The 24,170-nt window shown below is 61.7% G+C and carries 26 protein-coding genes and 1 tRNA gene; 12 read left to right on the forward strand and 15 right to left on the reverse strand.

What is annotated here, in order from left to right:
* Positions 1-27 precede the first annotated feature (27 nt).
* Complete coding sequence (gene citE, locus NMAG_RS16150) at positions 28-1,071, forward strand: L-malyl-CoA/beta-methylmalyl-CoA lyase (protein WP_004215877.1); 1,044 nt, start codon at positions 28-30, stop codon at positions 1,069-1,071.
* A 671-nt stretch (positions 1,072-1,742) separates the two neighbouring features.
* Here the strand turns inward: citE and NMAG_RS16155 are convergent.
* Positions 1,743-1,826 (reverse strand) — tRNA-Ser (locus NMAG_RS16155).
* 40 nt (positions 1,827-1,866) lie between these two features.
* Positions 1,867-2,664, reverse strand: a complete 798-nt coding sequence (locus NMAG_RS16160; protein ID WP_004215876.1) for a hypothetical protein — start codon at positions 2,662-2,664, stop codon at positions 1,867-1,869.
* Positions 2,665-2,818: 154 nt separating this feature from the next.
* Here NMAG_RS16160 and NMAG_RS16165 point away from each other — a divergent pair, with 154 nt between their 5' ends.
* Entirely contained in the window at positions 2,819-3,043 is a 225-nt protein-coding gene (locus tag NMAG_RS16165; protein WP_004215875.1) for a hypothetical protein, read from the forward strand.
* A 33-nt stretch (positions 3,044-3,076) separates the two neighbouring features.
* Here NMAG_RS16165 and NMAG_RS16170 read toward each other — a convergent pair whose 3' ends face one another.
* The 4 genes from NMAG_RS16170 to NMAG_RS16185 form a co-directional block, all read right to left on the reverse strand.
* On the reverse strand, positions 3,077-3,688 hold the full coding sequence (locus tag NMAG_RS16170) for a uracil-DNA glycosylase (protein ID WP_004215874.1): 612 nt from the start codon (positions 3,686-3,688) through the stop codon (positions 3,077-3,079).
* A gap of 91 nt (positions 3,689-3,779) precedes the next feature.
* Positions 3,780-4,049: a hypothetical protein gene (locus NMAG_RS16175; protein ID WP_004215873.1), complete on the reverse strand. Its 270-nt coding sequence runs from the start codon at positions 4,047-4,049 to the stop codon at positions 3,780-3,782.
* The gene (locus NMAG_RS16180) at positions 4,046-5,122 is read right to left on the reverse strand and encodes an Mrp/NBP35 family ATP-binding protein (protein ID WP_004215872.1); all 1,077 of its coding nucleotides are present in this window, start codon (positions 5,120-5,122) and stop codon (positions 4,046-4,048) included. The genes NMAG_RS16175 and NMAG_RS16180 overlap by 4 nt, the downstream gene beginning before the upstream one ends.
* A gap of 78 nt (positions 5,123-5,200) precedes the next feature.
* Positions 5,201-5,542, reverse strand: coding sequence for a hypothetical protein (locus tag NMAG_RS16185; RefSeq protein WP_012996824.1), 342 nt, complete (start codon positions 5,540-5,542; stop codon positions 5,201-5,203).
* Positions 5,543-5,654: 112 nt separating this feature from the next.
* Here NMAG_RS16185 and NMAG_RS16190 point away from each other — a divergent pair, with 112 nt between their 5' ends.
* The 3 genes from NMAG_RS16190 to NMAG_RS16200 all read left to right on the forward strand — a co-directional run bounded on the left by NMAG_RS16190 (position 5,655) and on the right by NMAG_RS16200 (position 8,660).
* Entirely contained in the window at positions 5,655-6,029 is a 375-nt protein-coding gene (locus NMAG_RS16190) for a DUF5783 family protein (RefSeq protein WP_004215870.1), read from the forward strand.
* Positions 6,030-6,086: 57 nt separating this feature from the next.
* Positions 6,087-6,938, forward strand: coding sequence for a translation initiation factor eIF-2B (locus tag NMAG_RS16195; RefSeq protein WP_004215869.1), 852 nt, complete (start codon positions 6,087-6,089; stop codon positions 6,936-6,938).
* A 435-nt stretch (positions 6,939-7,373) separates the two neighbouring features.
* Positions 7,374-8,660 carry a TIGR00341 family protein gene (locus NMAG_RS16200; RefSeq protein WP_049916346.1) on the forward strand — a complete coding sequence of 429 codons (1,287 nt, stop codon included), beginning with the start codon at positions 7,374-7,376 and terminating at the stop codon, positions 8,658-8,660.
* A gap of 26 nt (positions 8,661-8,686) precedes the next feature.
* Here NMAG_RS16200 and NMAG_RS16205 read toward each other — a convergent pair whose 3' ends face one another.
* Positions 8,687-9,397: a ThuA domain-containing protein gene (locus NMAG_RS16205; RefSeq protein ID WP_004215867.1), complete on the reverse strand. Its 711-nt coding sequence runs from the start codon at positions 9,395-9,397 to the stop codon at positions 8,687-8,689.
* 264 nt (positions 9,398-9,661) lie between these two features.
* Between NMAG_RS16205 and NMAG_RS16210 the strand changes: the two genes are divergently transcribed.
* Positions 9,662-10,813 (forward strand): Gfo/Idh/MocA family protein, encoded by a 1,152-nt coding sequence (locus NMAG_RS16210; RefSeq protein WP_004215865.1) that lies wholly within the window; start codon positions 9,662-9,664, stop codon positions 10,811-10,813.
* Positions 10,814-11,122: 309 nt separating this feature from the next.
* Here the strand turns inward: NMAG_RS16210 and psmB are convergent, their stop codons facing one another.
* Together psmB and NMAG_RS22205 are read right to left on the reverse strand one after the other, a co-directional pair.
* On the reverse strand, positions 11,123-11,854 hold the full coding sequence (gene psmB / locus NMAG_RS16215; RefSeq protein WP_004215863.1) for an archaeal proteasome endopeptidase complex subunit beta: 732 nt from the start codon (positions 11,852-11,854) through the stop codon (positions 11,123-11,125).
* Positions 11,855-12,060: 206 nt separating this feature from the next.
* A complete protein-coding gene (locus NMAG_RS22205; protein WP_004215862.1) occupies positions 12,061-12,231 on the reverse strand; it encodes a hypothetical protein in 171 nt (56 codons plus the stop codon).
* A gap of 373 nt (positions 12,232-12,604) precedes the next feature.
* Here NMAG_RS22205 and NMAG_RS16220 point away from each other — a divergent pair, with 373 nt between their 5' ends.
* Complete coding sequence (locus NMAG_RS16220; protein WP_004215860.1) at positions 12,605-12,958, forward strand: DUF555 domain-containing protein; 354 nt, start codon at positions 12,605-12,607, stop codon at positions 12,956-12,958.
* Positions 12,959-13,104: 146 nt separating this feature from the next.
* A complete protein-coding gene (locus NMAG_RS16225) occupies positions 13,105-13,644 on the forward strand; it encodes a CBS domain-containing protein (protein WP_004215859.1) in 540 nt (179 codons plus the stop codon).
* A gap of 126 nt (positions 13,645-13,770) precedes the next feature.
* Here NMAG_RS16225 and NMAG_RS16230 read toward each other — a convergent pair whose 3' ends face one another.
* A complete protein-coding gene (locus NMAG_RS16230) occupies positions 13,771-14,184 on the reverse strand; it encodes a helix-turn-helix domain-containing protein (protein WP_004215858.1) in 414 nt (137 codons plus the stop codon).
* 225 nt (positions 14,185-14,409) lie between these two features.
* Here NMAG_RS16230 and NMAG_RS16235 point away from each other — a divergent pair, with 225 nt between their 5' ends.
* Positions 14,410-14,964, forward strand: a complete 555-nt coding sequence (locus NMAG_RS16235; RefSeq protein WP_012996826.1) for a hypothetical protein — start codon at positions 14,410-14,412, stop codon at positions 14,962-14,964.
* 36 nt (positions 14,965-15,000) lie between these two features.
* Here NMAG_RS16235 and NMAG_RS16240 read toward each other — a convergent pair whose 3' ends face one another.
* From NMAG_RS16240 to NMAG_RS16250, 3 genes are all read right to left on the reverse strand, one after another.
* A complete protein-coding gene (locus tag NMAG_RS16240) occupies positions 15,001-15,981 on the reverse strand; it encodes an aldo/keto reductase (protein ID WP_004267916.1) in 981 nt (326 codons plus the stop codon).
* Between the two features lie 298 nt (positions 15,982-16,279).
* Positions 16,280-16,777: a hypothetical protein gene (locus NMAG_RS16245; RefSeq protein ID WP_004267913.1), complete on the reverse strand. Its 498-nt coding sequence runs from the start codon at positions 16,775-16,777 to the stop codon at positions 16,280-16,282.
* On the reverse strand, positions 16,774-19,275 hold the full coding sequence (locus NMAG_RS16250; protein ID WP_004267912.1) for a penicillin acylase family protein: 2,502 nt from the start codon (positions 19,273-19,275) through the stop codon (positions 16,774-16,776). The genes NMAG_RS16245 and NMAG_RS16250 overlap by 4 nt, the downstream gene beginning before the upstream one ends.
* A 651-nt stretch (positions 19,276-19,926) precedes the next feature.
* Here NMAG_RS16250 and aceA point away from each other — a divergent pair.
* The 3 genes from aceA (at position 19,927) to NMAG_RS16265 (ending at position 22,937) form a co-directional block, all read left to right on the forward strand.
* Complete coding sequence (aceA, locus tag NMAG_RS16255) at positions 19,927-20,964, forward strand: isocitrate lyase (protein WP_004267911.1); 1,038 nt, start codon at positions 19,927-19,929, stop codon at positions 20,962-20,964.
* Positions 20,965-21,005: 41 nt separating this feature from the next.
* A complete protein-coding gene (aceB, locus tag NMAG_RS16260) occupies positions 21,006-22,310 on the forward strand; it encodes a malate synthase AceB (protein WP_004267910.1) in 1,305 nt (434 codons plus the stop codon).
* Between the two features lie 273 nt (positions 22,311-22,583).
* Positions 22,584-22,937: a winged helix-turn-helix transcriptional regulator gene (locus NMAG_RS16265; protein ID WP_004267909.1), complete on the forward strand. Its 354-nt coding sequence runs from the start codon at positions 22,584-22,586 to the stop codon at positions 22,935-22,937.
* A gap of 31 nt (positions 22,938-22,968) precedes the next feature.
* On the opposite strand, the gene NMAG_RS16270 is transcribed toward NMAG_RS16265, so the two are convergent.
* On the reverse strand, positions 22,969-23,415 hold the full coding sequence (locus NMAG_RS16270; protein ID WP_004267908.1) for a UPF0179 family protein: 447 nt from the start codon (positions 23,413-23,415) through the stop codon (positions 22,969-22,971).
* Positions 23,416-23,470: 55 nt separating this feature from the next.
* Positions 23,471-23,890, reverse strand: coding sequence for a DUF5820 family protein (locus tag NMAG_RS16275; protein ID WP_004267907.1), 420 nt, complete (start codon positions 23,888-23,890; stop codon positions 23,471-23,473).
* Positions 23,891-24,170: the final 280 nt, after the last annotated feature.

Here is a 24,170-nt window from a genome sequence, read left to right on the forward strand (position 1 = left end):
CCAACAAACAACACACTCATATCTGCTATGACCGACGACATCCGACTCTGCCGAACCTTCCAGACCGCACCGGCCGCCGTTCCGAAAGACGACTCGGCGAAGTACCTCGTCTCCGGCCTCGCAGCCGAGGGCTTCCAGGCACCCGACTGGCTCGTCCCCGATTTAGAGGACGGCACCGCACCCGACATGAAAGCCGAAGGCCTGGAGAACACCATCGACCGCGTGCCCGAGTACGACTTCCCCGGCGAAATCTGGCCCCGCGTCGAGTGGAGCTACGAGGACGCCGACTATCGTGAGAAGGGGCAGAATCAGATCGACCAGCTCGTCGCCGAACTCGGCGACGAAATCGAGGGCGTCGTCGTCCCCAAGGTCGGCCGACTCGAAGACGTGAAACGCGCCGCCGAAGTCGTCGCCGAGGCCGAGTCCGAACACGGCCACCCCGACGGCTCGATCGGCCTCTCGATCATCATCGAAACGGGCCGCGCGAAGTCCGACCTCCGGAAGATCGCAAAGTTCGGCGAGGACTCCCGGCTCACCGCGCTCGTCTTCGGTCCCGTCGACTACACCGCCGAACTCGGCGGCCGCGACCTCGGTGACGGCCGCCCGCGCTGGGACGGCCTTCTCGAGGAGCTCTCGAACGAGGCCAGCGCCGGCGGCCTGCTCTCGATCGGCGGCCCGTTCGACGACCTGTTCAAAGAACGCGCCGGGCTGACCTACTACAACGCCGACGACTATGCGGATCAGGTCGAACACGAAGCACACCTCGGACTCGACGGCTCCTGGTCGCTCTATCCCAAGCAGACCATCCAGGCAAACACGATCCATATGCCGACGTCCGAAGAGCTCGAACGCGACGTGAGCAAGATCGAACGGTTCAACGAGGCCAAACGCGAGGGTACCGGTGCCGTGACGCTCGACGGCCAGATGGTCGACGAAGCCACGTTCAAGGTCTTCCGTAACACGATCCAGCAGGTCCGCGCCATCGACGAGACACGGCCCGCCCAGACCGAGGACCACTACGACGACGCACTGCTGGAGCGCGCACGGGAACTCGAGTTGTCCTACCGGTAGCACACTTTTTGTGCCTTCGGTCGCGGTGTCGCGTCGACAGAACGACCGTTCTTCGGGAGTTCGTTTTTCTACGCGCTAGTGGACAGTAAGTCCAAGATAGGATACGCCTCGTAGGCCATGTCGTTCACCGCCGTATTGGAACTACAACCGTGATTGGGCGGATGATGTTACGGATGCGCTTGCTACATATTGTGGTTTACTAACTGAGTTATAATTATGGTAGAAATTTATAGAACCAATTCTACAATATGCTTGCTGCATACTGGAAACCTCAAACAACTAAATCATGAAAACAGCATTTCACGCATAATATGAAAGGAGTGAAATTAGTGATGTTCGGATTACAAGTGACTCTTGTAGGGGCTCTTTTCCCAAATGAGCAACATTGGGGCCTTATATATTTTGGAATGTTCATTTCCATTATTGGAATTATCGTCAATGACGGCAACAGGATGTCACAAGGAACGCCAGTTGGGGAGTAATTGTAGAGGTCAGAAGGATTGCCAGACTGCGCGGACTTCGTCCGTCAAATCTAGGAAGGTGAAGTAAGAAACGGTGGGGATGGGATTTGAACCACGGTCGGAGCAAAGCTCCTCCCTGATTCAAATCCCAGCGTGACGTCTTCCGCTCACAGACTCCTCGCTACGCTCGTCGTTGTTGTTCGCGGAAAACGGTGGGGATGGGATTTGAACCCATGAGGCTTGACAGCCACCTGCTCTCAAGGCAGGCGCGTTGGGCCGCTCTGCCACCCCACCTCACATGCGTCTTCCTCGTGCGTTCAAAAAGGGTTATCGGTTACGACCGCTCGAGTTGCTCGTCATCGCCAACCGAGAGCCCTAGGTCAGAGACGACCGTTGCCGTCGCCTCTGCATTTAATCGCCCGGCCTGTTTGCGGGCCTCGAGCATCGCGAGCGTCGCACACAGTCCCGCCTCGGTCCCGATCGTCGGGAGCATGGGCGCGAATCCGATTCTGTGGTCTGCGGCTGCTGCCTGCGTCGCAAGCGTCGATACCGCTGGCGTCTCGTAGGCATCAGTGAAATCGATTGGCTCGCTGAAGCCCGCGAAGTACGCCCGGCCGTTCGATGACGGACCAATCACGGTGTCGTGGCGGCGCAACGACATCGCCGCGCCGTCGATTTCGGTCCGGGCGACCAGCGGCACCGTCGGCTCGAGTACCCCCACGGCGTCAGCCCCCTCGCGCTCGAGAAGATGGGTGACGGTGTTGCCGATGCGCGCCGCGTGTGTGGAGCCGACCTGGCGTTCGAATCGGACGGGGGCGTCGTCTGCACTGTCGGCAGCGGCGACCGACTCGAGTGCATCCGCAGCGAGCGTTCGGATTTCGGCTTCGGCGTCGGTGTCGGCGTCTGTGTCGGTGTCGGTGTCGATGTTGTCGCCGAACTCGGCGGGAAGTGTGTCCTCGTCGCGGTAGTTGAGCAGCACCTCGCCGCCGCTTTGCTCGGCGGCGCGGAGTGTATCGGTGACGGCGGCTTCGTAGAGCGCGACGGCGTCGGTGTCGGTGAGTGGTGTCGATTCGACGAGCGACGACAGCACGAGTCCCGGACGCGGCGGGTCGACGGAAACGACGACGATCATGTGCGGTGGTCGGGGCCGTGAACTCTTGAACGCGGCGCTTTGCTGGGCGCTCTGCCGGAGACGAGTCGTGCTGGGGCTATATCGACCCAACTCACGACCCGACAGCACCGCGAAACTCGGACGTATTATAATCGTGGAGTCTGTGCACTCGCGTATGGCTACTCGATCACTTACGATTCCGGGACTGCTCGGCGCGCTGTCTATCGGCGTGCTGGCCGTCCTCGGCGTCTACGGATTCGTCACTGGCTACCTACTCGAGTCCCCCGGTGCGTTGTTCGTGCCGACGATTGCGACGCTCGGGCTCACGGTGGTTGTCGTGGGAGTGTTGGTTGTTGTCGGCGCGCGCTCGAAGCGCTGGCGGGAGAATCCGTACTGGTAGTATAGCGCCTTCTCGTCCGCTCGTTACCGTCCGCTACCGTTCCTGCCGTCCCTTCGTCTGGCGATAATCCGATGCCATCAGCGACGCGAAGTGCTCGACCCACGCCTGCGTCTGGTCCTCTGACTGCTCGCGCGGATCGATCATCGGAACCAGTTCGAAGCCACGGCCGCGGATCGTCGTCGCGTGTGCGTCGGGCAGCGTCAACTCGTCTGCAGGCGTCGTGGTGTACTCGGTCCCGAGTTCTGCCAGCGCGCGTTCGCCAATCGGGATCAGAATCTCGGGGTTGATCATCCGAATCTCGGCGTTGAGGTAGGGTTCACAGGTGTCGATCTCCTCGTCGGTCGGCGGCCGCTCCGGATCGCGACAGCGCGTGAGGTTCGTCAGGTACACGTTCTCGAGTGCGGGCCGGTCTGCAGGCGAGGTCGCATCGCAGAGCGCGAGGCGTTCGAGGATGCGACGGAGATCTGTCTCGGTGTCTGTGTCGCCCGCCGCCGGTCGGGCTACCAGCGGAATCCCCGTCTCGTCGGCCGCCTCGGTCGGCCGCTCGCCGACGAACAGGAAGTCCGCGCCGACGTCGCCGTAGCCGTGGACGACCTGCGTGCGCGTCTCGCAGAGTGCCGGGCAGTTCCGACACTTCTCGTCCATGCTAAACGGGTTCGCCCACGTTTGCTGATTCGCGTCCACAGCGGGTACTCGAGTGGCGAGACTAAAAACGCCGCGACTGTCGCTGTATTGGTCAGCGACCCAGGCCGCCGCGCTCGTTGACCTCGAGAATGAACTTGACGTTGCGGACGATTTCCTCGGGTGACGTGTCTTCGGTCTCGTCGTAGAGGTCGCTGGTTCGGTAGAGGATGTTCGCGAGTTGCTTGCTCTCACTCGAGTCGCCGCGGACGTCGTCAGCGATGGCGCGGATGCGTTCGACGCGCTCTGGGTCTGGGGCAAACTCGCCCTCATCGGCGCTTTCGCCGCCGTCCGTCAGTACCGCTGTGCCTTCAGTCCCCGTCATTGATCCAGCGACGGCGTGTCGTGCTGTCGGCCCTGGGAGACGCCCTGCCGGTGGACGATTCCCGTGTTGTTCGCCACGTTCTGGGTGAGCGTTCGGAGTGCATCGCCCGTCTCGCTGTCGTCGTCGAGCACTGTCGGCTGGCCGCCGTCACCGCCCTCCCGAACCGCAGGATCGAGCGGGATCGAGCCCAGGAACGGCATCTCGTGGGTTTCGGCGAACTCCTCGCCGCCGCCGGAGCCGAAGATGTCGTGCTCGCCGCCGCAGTCGGGGCAGGCGAACGTCGACATGTTCTCGGCGATGCCCAATACGACGGTGTCGTGTTTGGCGAACATCTCGAGTCCCTTCCGGGCGTCGTCGAGTGCCACGTCCTGCGGGGTCGTGACAATGACCGCGCCCGTGACGGGCATGGTCTGGAGCATCGTCAGCTGCGTGTCGCCGGTCCCGGGCGGCAGGTCGACGACGAGGTAGTCGAGGTGGCCCCACTCGACGTCCTCCGTCAGTTGCGTGATGACCTTGTGGACCATCGGGCCGCGCCAGATGACCGGATCATCCTTCCCGGTGAGGAAGGCCATGCTCATCAGTTTCACGCCGTACTTCTCTGGCGGGACGAGCGTCTCGTCCTCGGTCGCCATCGGCGGCTCGTCGGCGTCGACCATCCGCGGCACGTTCGGCCCGTAGATGTCGGCGTCGAAGAGGCCGACGCGTGCGCCGAGCTGGGAGAGGCCGGCCGCGAGGTTGACCGCGACGGTCGACTTGCCGACGCCGCCCTTCCCGGAGGCGACGGCGATGATGTTCTTGACGTTCGGCAGTACCTGTTCGTCGGTTTCGAAGTCGTCTCGGTCGGGGATGCTCGCGGAGAGGTCCGGCTCGAGTCCCTCGCCTTCGAGCAGGCGGCGAATCTCGGCGGCGATATCGGATTCGGTTGGCGAGTAGGGTGCACCAAGCGCGAGGTCGATGTCGACTGTGTCGCCCTCGACGGTGAGCTCGTTGACCAGCCCGAGAGAGACAATGTCGTCGCCGAGTTCGGGATCCTCGACCGACCGGAGACGGTCGCGAACGGCGGCTTCGTCCATGTGCGAAGGTACTTCCGGGCGTCGAAAAGGGTTGTGTTCGTGTCGGACTGGGTGTTGTGTTCCTCGAACCAGGTATGATCACGGACTGAAATCGAACCGCGGACCGCCGTACGTCGGTGGATCCGGCTCGAGTTCGACGCCCTGCTCGAAGCGGACGAAGTTGAGGTAGAACGGCCGGCCACAGCCCTCGATCGGCTCCTCCGCGAGGTCGGTGACGGGGCCGTCCTCGCCGCAGATGAACGCGATGCCGTTGGCGGCCTCCCGGGTCTCGAAATCGTCCTCGGGCGTGGCGTACTCCCAGCCCGGCTGTGAGTGTTTCGTGACCGAGCGATCCGCGAGGTCGGGACCGCGTTCGATACTGTGGACGGCGTCGCAGTAGGGACAGGTGTATCGGACGGTGATCGAAGGTGAAGCCGTCATTAGTGGTTTTAGGACGCCACGCACCGTAAGCGTGCGGTCGCCGTTGTCGTTGTGCACCACGACGGTCGAGTAGAGCCGAATCGTTTACCGGCTGGGGCTCTCAGGACCGGCTATGGCTGAGCACGAGGATGACATCGAAGCAGACGCCGAAACCGGGACCGAAACCAAGTTCGACCCCGAAAAGTTCGAGGAGAAGTACGTCTACTACTTCGAGGAACTCGAGACGGCCTACTCGAACGCCTACCAGCAACTGCACGGGCGGGTCGACTCCGAAGTCCTGCGCGCGATCGACCGGCAGGTGCTGAGCGAAAGCGAGCCGATCTACGAAGGAAACGGCGAGTTCAGCGTCGAGCTCCCCGACGATCCGAAATCGCGGGTCGGTGCCATCGGCGCTGATGAGGAACAGTTTGAGGCCGTCCTCTCCGAGTTCACCGACCGGATCGAAGGAGAGTTGCGGCGACTCTTTGGATTCGACGCCGCAGCATAGGGTTCGCCGACCGCTCGACCCGGAACACCTTTTGCGCTTACGAGAATCCATGCAGGTATGATCGACGAGACGGTCGAGGAGATACAGGACATGCAGACGCACAGCTCCTCGGTAGTCGCCGTGAACGCGACACGTGCACTCGAGGACCTGCTCGATCGCGAGTTTGCAACTGCCGAGGAGTACATCCGGTCGCTCGAGCGAAACGGCTCGGTTCTCCGGCGGGCGAACCCATCACATGCCTCGCTTCAGAACGCGGTCCGGGAGGTCGTCACAACCGTCACCGACGCCGACCCCGAGACCGTCGAGGAGGCCAAGAAACTGACGCAGGAACAGATCGACGTGGTCGTTTCGCGGGTCGAGTCAGCCAAGGACCGCGCCGCGGAGAACGCAGTCGAGCACCTTGCTGACGGTGCGACGCTACTGACCCACGACTACTCCTCGACCGTACTCGAGGCACTCGAGCAGGCGACGGCTGCAGGCAAGACCTTCGAGGTCTACGTCACCGAGGCCCGCCCGCGCTACATCGGCCGCAAGACGGTTCGCCAGCTTGCGGATCTCGATGGCGTCGAGCCGACGCTGATCACTGATAGTGCGAACGGCTACTACCTAGAAGAGTGCGACCGCGTGATCGTCGGCATGGACTGTATCGTCGACGAGACGCTCTACAACCGCGTTGGGACGTTCCCGATCGCGGCGACGGCGAGCGAACTCAACGTGCCAGTGACGGTGCTCGGCTCGGCGTCGAAGATTATCACCGAGGGCTTCGTCTTCGAGAACGAGTTCCGATCGGGCAGTGAGGTCATGCCCGAACCCGCCGAGGGCTTCGACGTTCGGAATCCAGCCTACGACGCGACGCCGGTGTCGCTGCTCGAGAGCGTGATTACGGACGAGGGACGACAGGCGTTCTAAAGAGTACAGCGAGAGTTCCATGGGTCACCTGACCCGTGGGTGAATCGCGTACGCCCCTCGTCATAACCCACATTTTATCACAGACTAGATAATTGAATTATACCAGAACTCACCGTTGCCAACCTCTCAAAACCCACGCACTGAAACATGGTAAGACGTGGTGAGACTGGTGGTGTCGAGCCATCGTAAAGTGGCTGACCTTCACGGATACGAATGTCGTGTTCGGGTGTTACTGGTTCCACGCGACCGAACGGGAGCGCGAAGGGAATTAAAGATTCACACGCTTTACCGCCCGGTTCTGGGCGTGACGCGCCTCTGGGAACGCCACGGGTCACCGGACCCGTGGTACTATACTCGCCGGAAGATTCGTTCTTCGCGGCAGACAGTCACGACCCCGTGACGACAGACTATGCCACTGTCTGTCGTACAGAGAGCATGCGCCTCGTTCAGGTGTTCGTCCCAGAGGGTGAGTTGGACCTCGTACTCGAGACGGCCGACGCGGCCGGGGTCGATTACGCCGTGTCGGCGGAGACGAGTCACGACGAGTTCGAGGCACTCGTCTCGATTCCGGTGCCGCCGGCCGGTGTTGAGCCACTTGTCGCCGAGTTCAGAGATGCGGGCCTGGCCGACGCCTCCTATACTGTTGTGACGGCTGCAGAGACCGTCGTCTCGGAGCGCACTGACGACCTGCAGGGGCGGTTCACCGGGACGCGAATCTCTCGTGAGGAGTTACAGGCACAGGCGGTCGACCTCGCGCCCGCGGCCTCTACCTACTACGTTCTGTTGATCGTGAGCACGATTATCGCGACGGCCGGTCTGTTGCTCGACTCCGCTGCGACGATTATCGGCGCGATGGTGGTCGCCCCGCTCATGGGCCCCGCGCTCGCAGCGAGCGTCGGCGTGGTCGTCGACGACGACGACCTCGCACAGCGAGGGGTCATTTTGCAGGTCGTCGGCCTGCTCGCCGCCGTCGCGACCGCCGCAATTCTCGGCTGGCTCCTCAGGGGATCGGTGTTGCTCCCGCCGGGGTTCGATATCACGACGGTTCCACAGATCCAGGAGCGAATCACGCCGAACGTCCTGGCGCTGTTTCTCGCGCTCGGCTCCGGGATTGCGGGCGTCATTAGCCTCATTCGCGACGTCGGGTCGGTGCTGGTCGGCGTCGCGATTGCCGTCGCACTCATCCCGCCGGCCGCGACGGCGGGGCTTGGAATCGCCTGGGGACACCCCGACGTCGTCGTCACAGCCGGCACACTCGTCCTCGTCAACCTGCTCTCGATCAACCTCACCGCCTTGCTGTTGCTCTGGCTCTCCGGCTACCGCCCACAGCGCACCGGCAGTGTCGACCGCGTGTACGGCCGTCTGCGCGCGCGTGTCACCGTGCTCGTGGTCGCAATCGCCGTCCTCTCACTCGTTCTCGGCGGCGTTACTTACGGCACCTACCAGACTGCTGCCGTCGAGCACGACGTCCAGACCGAACTCGCCGCGATGAGCGACGACCCCGCGTTCGGCGACCTCGAGTTTCAGGATGTCTCCGTCCAGTACGAACTGATCGACGTCTACACTGGCGACCAGCCTGCAGTTACCGTGCTCGTCGAACGCCCACCCGGCGAGACGGAGTCACCCGACTTCGTCGAGGTCGTGCGCGAGCGGTTAGAGTCGGCGACGGGAACACAACTCGAGGTCGCGACTGAACTGGTAGACACTCAGCGAAGCGGCTGACTGCTGAGGAGTCAATTCACTCCAACCTATGCGCGCTCGCCGAACGACCGCGGCGCACCCTCACGCGGACTCGCCCACTCGACGGCGTTTCGCAGGACCTGCTGAATCTCTTCGTTCTCGTAGATCGGATACGTCTCGTGACCCGGCCGGAAGTAGAAGATGCGGCCACTCCCACGGCGGTAACAACAGCCGCTGCGGAACACCTCGCCGCCCTCGAACCAACTCGTGAAAACCAGCCGGTCCGGCTCGGGCACGTCGAACGGCTCGCCGTACATCTCCGTCTCCGGCAGCTCGATACACTCGCCGAGGCCGTCCGTGATCGGATGTCCGGGATCGACTACCCACAGCCGCTCGGTCTCGCCGTCCTCGCGCCACTGAAGGCTGCAGGTCGTCCCCATGAGCCGCTTGAAAATTTTCGAGTAGTGTGCCGAGTGGAGAACGAGTAGGCCCATGCCCTCGAGTACCCGCTCCTGCACGCGGTCGACGATGTCGTCGGCGACTTCGTCGTGGGCTTCGTGGCCCCACCAGAGGAGCACATCCGTCTCGTCGAGTACGTTCTCGGTGAGCCCGTGTTCTGGCTCGTCGAGCGTGGCTGTCTGGATCTCGTACTCGTCGGCCGTCTCCTGTGTTCGGAAAATGTCCGCGAGCGCTTCGTGAATGCCGTCCGGATAGACGGCCGCCACCTCGTCGTCCTCGCGCTCGTGTCGGAACTCGTTCCAGACCGTGATCGTTCGCATGGGCACTCGTCCACCGTCGATCCCCTTAGCTCGCGTGATCTCCGGTGGAAATCATCCATTCGGAACGTATCACGAAGGAAGACTCACATCGTAACCCAATACATTAATCGGTCACAACCCTTATTTTGATCGCTGACTGCGTCACTCTATGGACTGGGACGGGCTTCGAACACCATCGTTTACGCTGGCTTCTCGCTGTACGACCTCCTCATCCTCCACACACCGCCGGTCTCGCACGCACCGATCCCGACGGGGTGATCGCCGGTGATCGGCACCGACATCGGTGTCGGGATTGTCGGCCTCGGCGGGATGGGCCACCACCACGCACGAAACGTCACGGACCTCGGCGCGACGGTCGTCGCCGGTGCCGATCTGGTCCCTGACCAGCGCGAGCGCTTCGCCGCCGAATTCGGCGCAGAAACCTACGAAACCCACGAGGACCTCGTCGTCGACGACGCAGTCGACGCCGTCATCGTCACAACGCCGAACCGCTTTCACGAACCAATCACGGTCGACGCACTCGAGGCAGGCTGTGACGTGCTCGTGGAAAAACCGCTCGCGCACACGCTCGACAGTGCAGAGCGGATTGCCGAAGCCGAAGCCGAGGCGGACGGCTTCTGCATGGTCGGCTTCCACAACCGCCACGCGGCCTCGATGACGATGTTCGAGGAACACCACGCACGCGGGCGTTTCGGCGAGCTAACACACATCGAAGCCAACTACGTCCGCCGACGCGGCGTTCCCGGCCCCGGCTCGTGGTTCACCAACGAGGATCTCTCCGGCGGCGGCGCGCTGCTCGATATCGGCGTCCACGCGCTGGACCTTGCCCTCTACGCGCTCGACTTCCCCGAAATCACCGAAGTCTCGGGCATCGCGCGAACGACCTTCGGGGCACAAGAAGAGTACGCCGATCCCGAGGGCTTCGGCGACAACTGGGATGCAAGCGCAGAGACGTACGAGGTCGACGATTCCGTCAGTGCCTTCATCCGGTGTGCTGACGGCCAGACGATCTCGCTGGAAGCCGCCTGGGCGACCAACCGCGAGGAGAGTATGGACTTTCGCATCCGCGGCACCGAAGCCGGTGCCCAGTTCGACATCGGCGACACCAACATGCAACTCCTCGGTGCCAGTTCGGCCGGCGGCGACCACTACACCGACACCCAGTTCACCGGCGATTCGACTCTAACCGGCTACAAAGAACAGGACGAACGCTTCCTCACCGCCGTCGCAACCGACTCCGAACCGTCGACGAACACAATCGGTGAGGCGCTCGTCGTCCAGCGCGTCATCGACGCCATCTACCGCTCGAGCGAGAGCGGCCACGCGGAATCGGTCGACTCTGTCGCCAGTGTGCACTCGAGTACGAGCGAAACGGGTGAACTCGAAGCTGAAGCTGAGGCGGAAGCGGATCTCTGAGCGGCCGGTACTACTGTTGTCGCTGTCGCTGCTGTCGTTGCTGCTGCTGATACTGTCTTGATCTGTTGACCGTTTTCGCTCGGTGTGGGCTGTATATTGTGGGCTGCGTGCTGTGCGCTGCGGACCGCACGCTGCGTCCTGTGCCACGTCTTGTGGTTGTGGACAGCCGACTGCGAGAAAGAGGAGTGCAGACTGTGGGCTACACAGCTAGTATCCCAAAAAGCGCTGCGTCCAATTGAGTCGAGCGCCCGACGGGCAGGCGGGTCGACCAGCGATTAGGCGGAGAGACGATCAGACGGCTTAGACGGCTTAGACGACTTCGTCGAAGTCGTGGTGGCCGTGGATGTCGACGCCCTCGTCGGTGATTTCACAGAGGAAGACACCGTTACCGGAGCCGGTGTCACGCTCTGCAGCAGACTTGATTGCGCGGGCAGCGACCGTCGTCGCCTCGTCGTTCGAGAGGTCCTCTTCGAACTCCTGCTCGAGGAGACCGTAGGCGAGTTGCATCCCGGAGCCGGTGACGGTGTAATCGTCTTCCATGACGCCGCCGGCTGGGTCGATGCTGTAGACGTGGCTCCCTTCCTCGTCGACGCCGCCCAGAATCGGGTGGATCGCAAAGAACGGGCCGCCGCGGGCGAAGTTGCCGGCGAGGGTCGCGAGTGCGTCCATGCTGATCGGCTCGCCGCGACGGGCCTCGTAGAGGTTAACCTCGGCGCGGAGGCTGCCGATGAACGACTGGGCACCGCCGACGCTGCCAACCATCGTCAGCGCGCCCGTTGGGTGGATCTGTTCGACCTTCTGGACGTTCTTGTTCGAGACGAAGCGCCCGCCGAGGCTGGCGCGCATGTCCGTCGCGATGACGACGCCGTCCTCGGTCGTGATACCGATCGTCGTCGTCCCCGTCTTGTTCACGTTGTCGAGGTCTGCACGCGAGAACTCGTTCTTGGGCATCGAGCCGACTTCCGGCTCGTATGGGTTCGGGTCGTCGGCCAGCTGGTTGACCGTCCGGGAGAAGTCCGAATTATGCTGTGGTGCTCGCATTGACCGAACGTTACGACCGGCACGATATAAAACACCGGCGGTCATCGTCCTTGTTTCCGGTTTGTCCGCCGCCCTGTTTGTCCCTGTTCGCTGTCGAGTGCGAACGGCGAGACCCAACAGAACGCGTCGGACAGCGCCCAGACCAGCGACACCGCTCAGGATGGCGTTGAATGCAGCCGCAAAACGAGCGTCGTGTTAGTGCCTGATCAGTGCTGTGCGCCCTCGTAGGCGTTCTCGACGGTGTCGATGAGGCGGTGGACCGGGAGCGTAACCCCGGCCTGGCGGGCGGCGATGGCGAGTGGCATGGCGACGATGCCAACCATGATGCACAGTTGATACAGCGCGAACAGCGTTGCGTGGTACACGCGGGAGATCATCAGCGTTCAGGCGTGGCTCAGACGAGGGTTATATATAAAAGTTCGTTATTTCTAATATTCATAATGATTGTGCCTGTTGGATCAGGTCGGCGCAGTCATGCGATTCAAGGGTGGTTGTGCTCGGGGAAACTCAAGGTGTACTCGAGTCGAAATCTGACTAAGTGGGTGGCAATCGATACGCTGAATTCGCATAACTTATAGAATTCATTTCGTTCCCGTGCGCGCTCGTCGACGCGTCTGTAGTCTGTACTCTGTAGTCTATACCATGTTCAGCAGTCGCATGCGAGTGTGCGTGATGGGGTGCACCGATATTTCCGCGATGGCGGCGCGGACGAACCGCAAGACAAGAAACCCCCCGGACCGACCACGACATATGGGCAACTATCTCGTCGCGATGGAAGCAGCGTGGCTCGTTCGTGACGTCGATTCGATAGACGACGCGATCGGTGTCGCAGTAAGCGAAGCCGGAAAGCGACTCAACAGCGAGAATATGGACTACGTCGAGGTCGAAGTCGGCGCGACGGGCTGTCCGGCCTGCGGTGAGCCGTTCGACTCCGCGTTCGTCGCGGCCCAGACTGCACTCGTCGGCCTGGGACTCGAGATGGAAGTGTTCAACGCCGACAGCGAGGAACACGCCTCTCGCATTGCAAAGAGCGAAGTCGGCGGCGCACTGCGTGACGTGCCGCTGTCGGTCGTCGAGATTATGGAAACGCCAGCGGACGAGTAACGGACGACCGCGACCACAGCGGTCGTCTTATCCCCGAGATCGTAGTGCGAAAGAGCGGGTGCCAGCAGGTATCGCTCGCCACTTCTCGACCACGAAGATTCACTCCCACCCAAAGCTCTTTCTATAACCCCTGGTTATTGGCTGCTATGGAGCTGCCAACCCCTGCGGACCTGCGCCAGCGACGGACCGACCTCGGGTTGACTCAGAGCGAACTCGCCGAGACGGCAGACGTCTCCCAGCCGCTGATCGCCCGCATCGAGGGCGGCGACGTCGATCCGCGCCTCTCGACGCTGCGTCGAATCGTCAACGCACTCGAGAAGGCCGAGAGCGACGTGGTTCGCGCGGAGGATCTGATGAACGAGGCCGTGGTGAACGTAACGCCGGACGATCCGGTGAAGGAAGCGGCGCGAAAGATGGAAGAGGAGGCCTACTCACAACTCGCCGTGATTCAGGACGGCATTCCGGTTGGCTCGATCAGTCAGAGCGATCTGGTCCACCTCGATTCCGCCGCCCGCGACGAACCGATCGCGGACCACATGAGCGAGAGTTTCCCGACGGTGTCGAAAGACGCGACCCTAGACGAGATCAGCAACCTGCTGGAGCACTACAAGGCCGTGATGATCACGGAAGCGGGAGAAACGGTTGGGATCATTACCGAGGCAGACGTCGCGTCGCGGTTCTCCTGAGCACCGGAGATGCTGCGCTCCCGCGAGCGAGGGCGGGAGCGTGAGCGGGAGCGTGAGCGTGAGCACTTGAACGGGTGGGTGATTCGGCGCTTAGTCGCTGTGGCAGGGCAGCCGGCCGGCTACCGTCTACTCGAGTGCAGGTCGCGGTGCGTTTTCGTAGCGGATCATTTTCTCCGGTTTGTCGGAGATGGTCTCGTACAGTTGCTGGAGGGTTTCCTCTGCGGCAAGGACGTTGTGTTCGTCGAGGAACTGCCGGCCGTCGTCGGTGAGCGCGTAGAATTTCCAGGGATAGCCCTGCTGGCGCTCGTCTTCGGGGAGGGAGACCTCGCGAACGACGCCGACGTCGATCAGTTTCTGGACGTGTTTGTAGACGGTTGCGTCGCTCACGCTGGGGTTCAACTGCTCGAGTTCGTACATCGAAGGCAGTTGTTCTGGGTGTTGAACGATATTCGTGAGCAGTGCGAACCGGGTCTGTTGGGTGACGAAGTGGAGGAGTTCGCGCGCGTTCGACCCCTCGGTGGTCCCAAGCCGGGTACTCATACAGCGGCCTACGGACTGTATCACCAAGTAGTTTACCCTGGAGTGAACTACTCTGGAGTGACTTACCGTAGAGTAAACAACTCTCGAAGAGTCGCTGCAAAAGAATCGGAAATAGGTTTTCTGCCAATATGCGCTGTTTCAGGGCCTGTACCCAGTATCGGAAGAATCGGAAGAATCGGAAACGACCCGGAAACGACTATAATGGCGTGCCGATACGCATTGGATATGACCAACACCGAGCCACCCGTCCCCGAGTCGGTCCTGACGAGCGCTCGCGAGCGCTTAGAGCAGGAAGAACTCACCCTCGCCGACAACGAGGCCATCCTCCACTCACTGAGCGAACTCACGCCAGTCTACGAGAACGAACGCTCCTACTTCGTCCTCGGGAGCTACGACCGCGAGCCGATCCGCCGGCTCAACCTCGTCGTCGACCGGCTCAACCGTCGCCCCGACGCCTACGCCTTCCGCATGGTCGACGTCCGCGGCGAGTGGGAAAACGGCATCCAAAAGTTTTGTCTCATTGCGGACCTCGTCACCCACGTCGTCGGCATCGCCGAGAAGGAGCCAAGTGACTTCCTCGTCGAACAGGGCCTCCTCGCGGGCACCACCGAGTTCTTCGAGAAGAGCTACGTCCTGAAACGCGAGTACCCAGACACCGAGGAGGACCATCCCTTCGGCTGGATGCAAGATGGCGTCTTCGAGCTACTCGAGTCCGAGGGCCGACTCCACCGGTGGGAGACAGAGGCGGACCTCACCGAAGCGGCAGAAAAGCTTCCCTGAGCGCTGCTTTAGTGTGTAGCTATCTTTTCCGGAAGATCAGGTGTGACCCGACACCGAAACCGGTTCGTAGGGTTCTTCCAGGTACGCCATATCCGACGCTGACAGCGAGATGTCGAGCGCCTCGACGGCCTGTTCCAGGTGCTCGACGCTCGTCGTCCCGATAATCGGTGCGTCGACCCAGTCTTTGTGCAGGAGCCAGGCGAGGGAGATCTGAGCCATCGTGACACCCTTCTCGGCCGCGAGTTCGGCGACACGTTCGTTGATCTCTCTGCCGCCACCCTCGCGGTAGGGGTGATTGTACATGTGCTCCTCTGCTTCCCCGCGGGTCGTCGCGTCGATGTCCTCGTGCGGGCGCGTGAGATATCCTCGGGCGAGCGGAGACCAGGGGAGGACACCGATATCTTCTTTCGCACAGAGCGGCAGCATCTCGCGTTCCTCCTCGCGGTAGACGAGGTTGTAGTGGTTCTGCATCGTGACGAACTGATTGAGAGCCAGTTGGTCGCTCGTGTGTAACGCATCGGCGAACTGGTGAGCCCACATCGAGGAAGCCCCCACGTACCGCACGTGACCCCGGCGGACGGCGTCGTCGAGTGCCCGCATGGTCGTCTCGATTGGCGTCTCGTCGTCCCAGCGGTGGATCTGGTAGAGATCAATCGTATCTACGCCCAGGCGCTCGCGGCTGGCCGCGAGTTCCTGCTCAATCGTTTTTCGGGAGAGTCCCCCCGAGTTGGGGTCGTCGTCGCGCATCGGATGGTAGACTTTGGTCGCGACGACGGCCTCCTGCTGGTAGTCGAACTCCGCAAGGGCATCGCCGAGGATGCGCTCGGACTCCCCTCGCGAGTACATGTTCGCGGTATCAAAGAAGTTGATCCCGAGGTCGATTGCGCGTTCGATGATTTCCTTGCTCTCCTCGTCTTCGAGTACCCACTCCCGCCAGTCCGAGGAGCCGAAGCTCATGCAGCCGAGACAGAGGCGACTCACTTCCATACCAGTGGTGCCGAGTGTCGTGTACTCCATACGCGTGCCTCGACGAGAAGGGTGAAAACAGTACTGTCCGTCGACTACCGGTTTCGGAGAGTCTGTCTGGCTCCACCAGATTTTAGTGTCGAATGAGCATACAGTCACGTGCATATGACGGACGAACACACTGACCGAGAGACCCAGCGCACCGACGAGGACAGTGGTATCGTCTCGCGCATCAAGAACGTGTTCGACCGCGACTAGCGGCACAAACGCGGACACGACAGCACAGTCGATCGGCCGTTCTTCCGTCATCCCCGCTTTCTTGGGCCGCACCAAACCCTGACAGCCTCAGCTACACGATTCCGCGTACCAGCGAGCCGAACACTGGCAACCCAATCGCCGCCCCCACGATGAGGTAGACGACCGGGGCCATCTCGAGTACCTGCGCTGTCGCCCCGCCCAGGCTGATCACGAACAGACCGAGAACGACGAGGCCGAACCCAGCTGCGGTGACGAGCGCTCGCCAGAAGGTCGTCGAGACGAGTCCAACGAGCGCACCGCCGAGGACGAGACCGATCCAGTGGAACCACGCGAACACGACGCCGAGTCCACCGGCGAGGACGAGCGCGACGGCGCGACGGCGCGGCGTCGTTCGAATGGACTCGAGTTCCTGTTCCACGCTGGCGGGGATGCCGTCGCCGCCGAGTGTGCTGGTCGTTCTTCGTTCCAGTGTGGGGTCTGATTGCGATTTCGAGTCGGGTTCGGATTCCGGATCCGACTCCGGTTCCGATTTGTGGTTCAGGTCCCCGTCCTCTCTCCCGCTGTCGTCACGATCAGGTTGTGACGTCATTGGTCACCCTCCGCGACGAACGAGACATCCGGCTCACCGTCGCCAGTCGTGCGGTCCATCGGCTTCTGCTCGCCGTTTCGCCACTGATCGAACTGATCGTCGTAATGCGGCGAGAAGTAGTCACCCGAGTTCCCACCGGGCAGGACCGCCGTCGCGTCGCCACCGGGTTCGACGACCATTCGCCAGCTCGCGCCAACTGCCGACTCGACGCGGTAGTTCTTGACCGTCGCCCGCGAGCCGTCCGTCGGTGCCGTCTCGTAGTCCAGAAACGGCGCTTCGACGGCAAATGGGTGCTCGATCGTCCGCGTCGAGTTCCAGTCACCGTAGGTTTCCCAGCCTTCGGCGTCGATTTCCGAGCGGGCGTTCTCGAGTGCCCCGAGCATCGCTTCCGCCTTCGACTGGTCGTCAAAGACCTCGCTATCCTCAGGCAACGTCGCGATGATCCAGTCGTTCGGATAGTACGACTCGTCGAGCCCCGCATCCTCGAATCCGTCCTCGAAAAGCCGGTGGCGGTAGTGGTCGAACCACCGGGCGAACACGAGCGCGCCGCGAGAGTCGCGGTCCATCCGGTAGTCCCAGTCTTCGAGGGTGTCGAAAACGTCGCCGAACTCGTCCGTGTTGCTCTCTGCGAGTGCGTCGAGCAGGTCCGGCACGAGCTGTGCTGCCCGCCCGTCGTACGTATCGTTCTGCAACTCGCGATGGAAGTCGAGGTCTGTCGGCTCGCCGCGCTCGAGTTGCTCGTCGAGGCGGTCGTAAATCCGCTCGCCCCGGTAAGGTGCCGCGTAGGCGACGCCGACGTAGTGTTCGGGGTCGTCAGCCACGCGCTGGTTCGCCGTCGCGAGCACGTCCGGATCGATCGCGTGCGGCTTCTCCTCGAAGGGGACGAAGCCGTCCCAGGAGGATTCGCCGAACGGCGTAAAGCCCTCCCACTCGCCCTCGCCCGCGGAGCCGTCGAAGATCTGATTACCGGATACCGGTTCGCCGTCTATTTCCCGAATCGGGAGTTTTCCAGTCGCGTAGTACATCGTCCGTCCGTCCGCGTCCGCGTAGACGAGATTCTGTGTGGGCAGGTCGAACTTCCGGGTGGACTCGAGTACCTCGTCCAGTCCGTCACTGCGCTCGAATTCGTAGATTGCGTCGGTCGTCCGCGTGGCAGTGTGGCCGGTCCAGGCGACGCCGACGGTCTGGCCCTCGCGCTCGAGGACGGGGCCGTGGACGGTTTTCCGGAGTGTCAGCGTTCGATTCTCGCCGCCTGCGACGGCGATTTCGCGTTCCTCGGTGTCAAAATCGCGCCACTCGCCCTGGTAGCGGTAGCGCTCGCCGTCCTCGTCGATGTCGTACTCGTAGCAGTCGAGGACGTCCGCACCGACGTTGGTGAACGACCAGGTGCCGCTGTCGTTCGCGCCGGTGATGACGAACGGGACGCCGGGGAAGGTTGCCCCACGGACCGATGTATTGGGTGTCTCGACGTGCTGTTCGTACCACAGCGGCGGCGTCATCAGGGTGAGATGGGGGTCGTAGGCGACGATTGGGAGTCCGCTCTCGGTGTGGTCGCCGGAGACGACCCAGCTGTTTGAGCCGACGCCGGGCGGTGATTCGAACCCTGAGAGCCAGCTGGTTAGTGCTGGACCGATGCTGGCGGTGGTGGTTGTGTCGGTTTCGCTGTCCTCGGGTGAGGAGTTGCTAGCAGAACCGACGGAATCAGACCGCGGCGCAGTCGCTGTCGACACAGAACTGTTCCCAGCGGATTCGCTGTCGCCAGTGTCTCCCTCGCCGTTCTCGTCCAGTCGATCCGCGTCGATCTCTTCTCGGAGAATAGGGACGTCGTGATCCAGCCGATCCGGATAGAGTTCCGCGACGACATCGTCACCGAGCCGTTCCGCAATCAACGCCTCACGTAGTTCGCCGAAATTCCCCGTCAGATCCCACGAAATCTGCTTCTCCATCAGCATCGAATCCACCGGCGTCCACGGCTCGGGCTCGGCTCCGAGCAGTTCGAACTCGAGTGGCAACTGTTCGTTTTCGATCACTGCGTTGACGCCGTCGGTGTAGGCCTGGACCAGCGGGCCGGCGGGCGTGTCGGCGACGTGTTCCCAGGTGGCCTCGGCCGCGCCCGCGAAGTCCATCGCGACGTGGAACTCGTCGTCTTCGAGCATGGCTTCGCCGACGAGTTCGGACACCTGCCCGCGCATGACTCGTCGCTGAAGATCGAGCTGGAAGAGGCGGTCGAACGCCTGCGCGTAGCCAACGGCGAAGTAGGCCGCTTCCTCGTCGTCGGCGCTGATCGTCGGCACGCCGAACTCGTCGTAGTGGATGCTGGCCTCGCCGTGAGGACTCTCGACGGTCCCTGGGAGTGTGCGGTCGGCCGCGTCCCAGGCGTCGCCCGACAGCGGGGCGAACTGGTCGAGCAGGTCGTGCGCATCGGTCAGCGCCAGTCCCCCGACACCGGCGGCGAGCACCCCGGCAAGGACAGTTCGCCGTGTGGTATCGTTCGTCACTACACACAGCCTGTTTTGCGGGTTACATAAACATCCCTGTGTTCCTCGGCCTGGACCAGCGTGCGAAACACAATATTATTCTATGTAGTGGCGACTGGACGGCCATACCATGGGTAGCAGGGGTGATTCGTGCGTAATCGGCGCGACAGTAGCGATACCGTCCGTTCGGTCACAGCGTTGTCTATCAGCTCCGTTCACATACCGAATAGGAAAATAAGCAACTAGAATTGTACTAGGACAATCTAGGATTAGTTTTATCACTGACATCGGCGATGCAGTGTATGTAGTGATTGATGATGAGGAATCGGGCAGATACTGACGTGCTGTGGGAAAACCACCTCCAGAACACACATGACTCGCACCACCGAGACGACAGAAACCGATAGTTTGCACCGCTCTCAATCGGATCCCCCCGACAGGTCACTCACAACGTGCAGTGGCACCGATGGTATCGAAGATGCGGGCGCACCACTCGTTCCAGTGAGCCCGATGAGTGACACGGCACCATCCGGGCCGCAAGTCACCGGGAGCATCTCGCCGAAGCGGTCCCGGACCAGCGTGTTAGAAGCCGAGTGTGACGCCCCACTCGTTCCGGATCTGCGGCCACTCGAACAGAACCGGCGATCAAAAACAAGCGACTAGTACCAGACAATGCACCCATCAGAACTCGACGACGACGTTTATGCACGACGTATTGACAATCCAGCTGGAAGACAGTTCCGGGACCTGCTCGATTCACAATCGTACACGTTCGCGCCGGGCATCTACCACGCACTCGATGCCCGCCTGGCCGAAATGGCAGGAATCGATGCTGCATACATGAGCGGCTATTCGACTGTCCTCGGCCAGTTCGGCTTCCCTGACCTTGAGATGGTCACGATGACGGAGATGGTCGAAAACGCCAAACGAATGGTCGAAGCAACGAACCTTCCCGTAATCGCCGACTGTGACACCGGCTACGGTGGCATACACAACGTTCGCCGTGCTGTTCGTGAATACGAGAAAGCGGGCGTTGCTGCCGTCCACATCGAAGACCAGACCTCCCCAAAGCGCTGCGGTCACATCGCTGGGAAGCAGATCGTCGGCCGCGAGGAAGCCAGATCGCGATTCGAAGCCGCGGTCGATGCGAAACAGAGTGAGGACACGGTCATCATCGCTCGAACCGACGCGTACGGGTCGGCCAACGGTGACTGGGAGGAACATCTCGAGCGAGGCCGGATCTACGCCGACGCCGGCGTCGACCTCGTCTGGCCCGAGATGCCGGACCCGTCTCGTGAGGATGCGATCAACTATGCCGAAACGATCCACGAGACACATCCTGACCTGGATCTCGCGTTCAACTATTCATCGTCGTTCGCGTGGAGCGAAGAGGACGACCCACTAACGTTTTCGGAGCTCGGCTCGCTCGGCTATCGCTACATATTCATCACCCTCTATGGGCTCCACTCCGGGGCGCATGCCGTCTATGAGGATCTGGTGAACATCGCCGAAAACGCCGAAGCAGCACAGTTCGACCTCGAAAGCCGGTACCTCGATCACGAGACCGAAAGCCACCACGAGCTTTCGTTCGTTCCGCGGTACCAGAACATCGAGTCCGAATTCGATCCAGATGCACGTGAGCGGATGACGGAATCCGCGGGGTTCAGCGAAGAGCAGTCCGAGCCGCTCACGTCGGACACCAGTGACTAAATCAGTACCACAACTCTCCCATGTCAATCCAGACTACCACCATGCGGTCTGACGGACAGCAGGATCGATCGTTTGTGCGAACGTTCTTTACCTCCCCAGCGGCGGTGGAGGGCGAGACTGATTCCGCAAAGATGCTCCGGCGTGCGGTCCAGCTTCGCGGAATGCGCGCACCAGATGTGTGGGTTCCGGACAACGAGGACGCGACAGCCCCCTCGATGCGCGACGACGGTATCGAGAATATCGTCGACATCGTCGCGGAGCACGGGGAATCGTTCCCCGGCGAGATTCACCCGCGGATCGTCTGGCACCGAGACCGACCCGACACCAGATACCAGGGTCTCCAACAGATGCTGTATATCGCCGATCCCGAGCGGGGTGCCATCGAGTACATCGACGGCTTCGTCGTCCCAGAAGTCGGCGACATCGACGACTGGAAAAAAGCCGACGAGTGTCTCACTATCATCGAAACCGAGTACGGCTTAGACGAAGGGCGACTGTCCATGTCCGTCATCGTCGAAAGCGGACAGGCAGAACTGGCGCTTGCAGACCTCCGTGACGAGATCGGGAAACCAACGAACAATCTCGAGCGTCTGTCTCTCCTCGTCGACGGCGAAGTCGACTACACGAAGGACATGCGAGCAATCACGCCCACGGGAGAGTTACCAGCGTGGCCGGAGCTACGGCACAACACTTCCAGGAGTGCAAGTGCCAACGGGTTGATTGCGATCGACGGACCCTACGATGATATCCGGGATATCGACGGCTATCACGAGCGCATGACCACCAACCAGGCGAAAGGACTGCTCGGCATCTGGGCGTTGACGCCCGAACAGGTGATTGAAGCGAATACAGCTCCGTTACCACCGAAAACCGGGTCCTGGCTACTCGACGTGAACGGCCATACGGTCGAACTGTACATGGAAGACGATGTTCACATCTACGATGGCGAGCGACTGGCACTCGAGAAGACCGAGACTGATCGCTACAGGTTCCGAGTTGGCTCTGAGGAGCAAGCGGTATGCGACGACGAACTCCACGAAGAACTTCTGAATCTGACCGACTACGTCCCGAGTCTCACCGACATCGTGGATTCGATGGAAACCTTCGAAGAGGCCACGGAAGCCGGCAAGGGCGCAATTGCGATGGAGCAGTCGACGACACTCAGCATCGATGGAGTCGAGGTTTCAATCTCCGAGGAGCGAATGTGGGACGAGGCAACGTACCAGGCAGCACAGACACCGATCAGCCTGTTTCAGGATGTCTACGAGAATCGTCCAGATCAACGCGAGGAGTTGCGGGAGATGTACGGAGAACACGTCCTAAAGCGGGCGATGAACGTCGGCTAATCCTGGTTCAGAAACCGGGCTCCTGGGCCGCAACTCCTGGGACGCAGTCATTCGTTTGCAAGCGCGGGTCGCTTCGTGAGCCAGTCGGTACGCAGACTCTCGGTGAGCAGTTTCTCTCGTCCCCACTGTAACAGATCACACACTGACCGCACAGCAGTTGTGCACTGACGTGTGGGGGGGCTTCGACGGAGAGCGTGGTCGATAGCTAACACAATGTCAGCTAGTTCGGTTCCGAACTGCTATGGGGGTCCAGTGTGTACGAACGGGTGAACGATGTCATCGCCGCAAACGAAAAACCGCGACACAGACGCCAATGCGTGCCCCGTCATCCAGTCGCTCGAACAGATCGGCTCGCAGTGGCGACTGGCCGTCCTCCACGAACTACTGACCGGCGAACAGCGCTTCAACGAACTCAAGCGCTCGACCGGTGCGAACGCGCGAACACTCTCGCGCGTTCTGGACGACCTCGGCGAGATGGGGTTCGTCGAGCGCCGCATCGAAGAAGACGCTCCGATCGCGACCTACTATAGCCTCACCGACAAGGGCGAGTCACTCGAGCCGGTGTTCGACGAAATCGAGTGCTGGGCGGGGAGTTGGCTCGACGAGGACGTGTTGACTCGAGAGTAAGGTTGCCAACAGGCCCTCACAACAGGCCGTATCAGCCGTCCAGATCCAGTTCGACCAGCTGCAGCGACCGGTCGAGATGACAGACCTCGTGTGGCGGATCACCGAGAATCTCGCTGATCCGGTGTTCCTCGTCGAACGCCACACCGTCTGGCTCACAGAACTCGTGGCTCGGACACTCGACGTACGGACACGGCCCCGAAAGGCTCGCCTTGCTGCCGGCGAACGACCCCTTACTCGGGATGTTCGCGCGCACGGACGCAGGCTCGACTTCGACAGCGCGGACGCCGCCGTCGTGCATGGCGCACTCGAGTGTCTGTGCGTTTTCGCGGACGGCGGTGACGCGGTACTTGGTGTCGGATGAGAGATTGAGACACTGGCTCCGGTAGGGACAGCCCGCGCAGCCGTCGGCCTCGCCCTCGTAGACGAATTCGGTTCCCGGATCGGCGAGGCGGGAGCCGATGAGCGTGACGGTGGTCATACCCTGGAGTATTCACCACTCGCGGTTAAGCCTCACGTCACTGGGGAGGCGTTCGTTACGCATCACGTGGTGCGGTCGATCCACGGCCCGTAAGCTCGTCTAACCGCTCGAAGTAGTCCTCTCGCGGCACCTGATAGCACGCGCGATAGTCGACCTCACCGGCGTCGAACTGTTCGGCAAGGTCGACCGTCGCTGTGAGTGCCTCGCTCCGGGTCGGAAAACTGGTACCGCCCTCGAGTGTCACCTCGGGTTCGAGATAGAACGTGACGTACCAGTCGGTCTGGCCCGTCGTATCACTCGGGTTCTGTCCTGGGCGACGGGTTCGCTTGCCGTGCGTGAGATACAGCGTCGGCAAACAGGGGGCAGGAAAGTCGTCGCCGTTGAACACGTCTGGTCGGTAGGCGAGGACGAGTCGGCCGTCCTCACCTTCGGACCAGACGTCCCAGGAATCCGGCAGGGACTCGAGTGCGGTCATGGCTACGAATTGGTGAAGCGTCCCTATAGGTTCGTCGTGATCTGCCTCGGTGTGGCCAACTTCGGAGACGGTGTGGTCGAATTCGCAGCAGCTATGTCGAACATTCGCAGTCGGTGCGAGAGAACCAGAGACACATTGTGATGAACGTATCACCGTCTCTAGGAGAGCGCGCGCGAGCAAACCACGGCAATGCAGGCCGAGAATTTACATCGATAGTCGCGAAATGGGTGTCGTGGTATCAGTTGACAGCACCGTGTATAGGAACTGTTTGCCGGTAGTC

The sequence above is a fragment of the Natrialba magadii ATCC 43099 genome (assembly GCF_000025625.1).
Taxonomy (GTDB): domain Archaea; phylum Halobacteriota; class Halobacteria; order Halobacteriales; family Natrialbaceae; genus Natrialba; species Natrialba magadii.

Coding starts and splice junctions, on each gene's coding strand:
- NMAG_RS16270 (WP_004267908.1), bottom strand. CDS start 23,415: ATGACCACCGTCACGCTCATCGGCTCCCGCCTCGCCGATCCGGGAACC.
- psmB (WP_004215863.1), bottom strand. CDS start 11,854: ATGCGAGCACCACAGCATAATTCGGACTTCTCCCGGACGGTCAACCAG.
- NMAG_RS16235 (WP_012996826.1), top strand. CDS start 14,410: ATGACCAACACCGAGCCACCCGTCCCCGAGTCGGTCCTGACGAGCGCT.
- NMAG_RS16160 (WP_004215876.1), bottom strand. CDS start 2,664: ATGATCGTCGTCGTTTCCGTCGACCCGCCGCGTCCGGGACTCGTGCTG.
- NMAG_RS16180 (WP_004215872.1), bottom strand. CDS start 5,122: ATGGACGAAGCCGCCGTTCGCGACCGTCTCCGGTCGGTCGAGGATCCC.
- NMAG_RS16190 (WP_004215870.1), top strand. CDS start 5,655: ATGGCTGAGCACGAGGATGACATCGAAGCAGACGCCGAAACCGGGACC.
- NMAG_RS16205 (WP_004215867.1), bottom strand. CDS start 9,397: ATGCGAACGATCACGGTCTGGAACGAGTTCCGACACGAGCGCGAGGAC.
- NMAG_RS16195 (WP_004215869.1), top strand. CDS start 6,087: ATGATCGACGAGACGGTCGAGGAGATACAGGACATGCAGACGCACAGC.
- NMAG_RS16185 (WP_012996824.1), bottom strand. CDS start 5,542: ATGACGGCTTCACCTTCGATCACCGTCCGATACACCTGTCCCTACTGC.
- NMAG_RS16220 (WP_004215860.1), top strand. CDS start 12,605: ATGGGCAACTATCTCGTCGCGATGGAAGCAGCGTGGCTCGTTCGTGAC.
- NMAG_RS16200 (WP_049916346.1), top strand. CDS start 7,374: ATGCGCCTCGTTCAGGTGTTCGTCCCAGAGGGTGAGTTGGACCTCGTA.
- NMAG_RS16170 (WP_004215874.1), bottom strand. CDS start 3,688: ATGGACGAGAAGTGTCGGAACTGCCCGGCACTCTGCGAGACGCGCACG.
- NMAG_RS16175 (WP_004215873.1), bottom strand. CDS start 4,049: ATGACGGGGACTGAAGGCACAGCGGTACTGACGGACGGCGGCGAAAGC.
- NMAG_RS22205 (WP_004215862.1), bottom strand. CDS start 12,231: ATGATCTCCCGCGTGTACCACGCAACGCTGTTCGCGCTGTATCAACTG.
- NMAG_RS16165 (WP_004215875.1), top strand. CDS start 2,819: ATGGCTACTCGATCACTTACGATTCCGGGACTGCTCGGCGCGCTGTCT.
- citE (WP_004215877.1), top strand. CDS start 28: ATGACCGACGACATCCGACTCTGCCGAACCTTCCAGACCGCACCGGCC.
- NMAG_RS16275 (WP_004267907.1), bottom strand. CDS start 23,890: ATGACCGCACTCGAGTCCCTGCCGGATTCCTGGGACGTCTGGTCCGAA.
- NMAG_RS16230 (WP_004215858.1), bottom strand. CDS start 14,184: ATGAGTACCCGGCTTGGGACCACCGAGGGGTCGAACGCGCGCGAACTC.
- NMAG_RS16225 (WP_004215859.1), top strand. CDS start 13,105: ATGGAGCTGCCAACCCCTGCGGACCTGCGCCAGCGACGGACCGACCTC.
- NMAG_RS16265 (WP_004267909.1), top strand. CDS start 22,584: ATGTCATCGCCGCAAACGAAAAACCGCGACACAGACGCCAATGCGTGC.
- aceB (WP_004267910.1), top strand. CDS start 21,006: ATGCGGTCTGACGGACAGCAGGATCGATCGTTTGTGCGAACGTTCTTT.
- aceA (WP_004267911.1), top strand. CDS start 19,927: ATGCACCCATCAGAACTCGACGACGACGTTTATGCACGACGTATTGAC.
- NMAG_RS16240 (WP_004267916.1), bottom strand. CDS start 15,981: ATGGAGTACACGACACTCGGCACCACTGGTATGGAAGTGAGTCGCCTC.
- NMAG_RS16245 (WP_004267913.1), bottom strand. CDS start 16,777: ATGACGTCACAACCTGATCGTGACGACAGCGGGAGAGAGGACGGGGAC.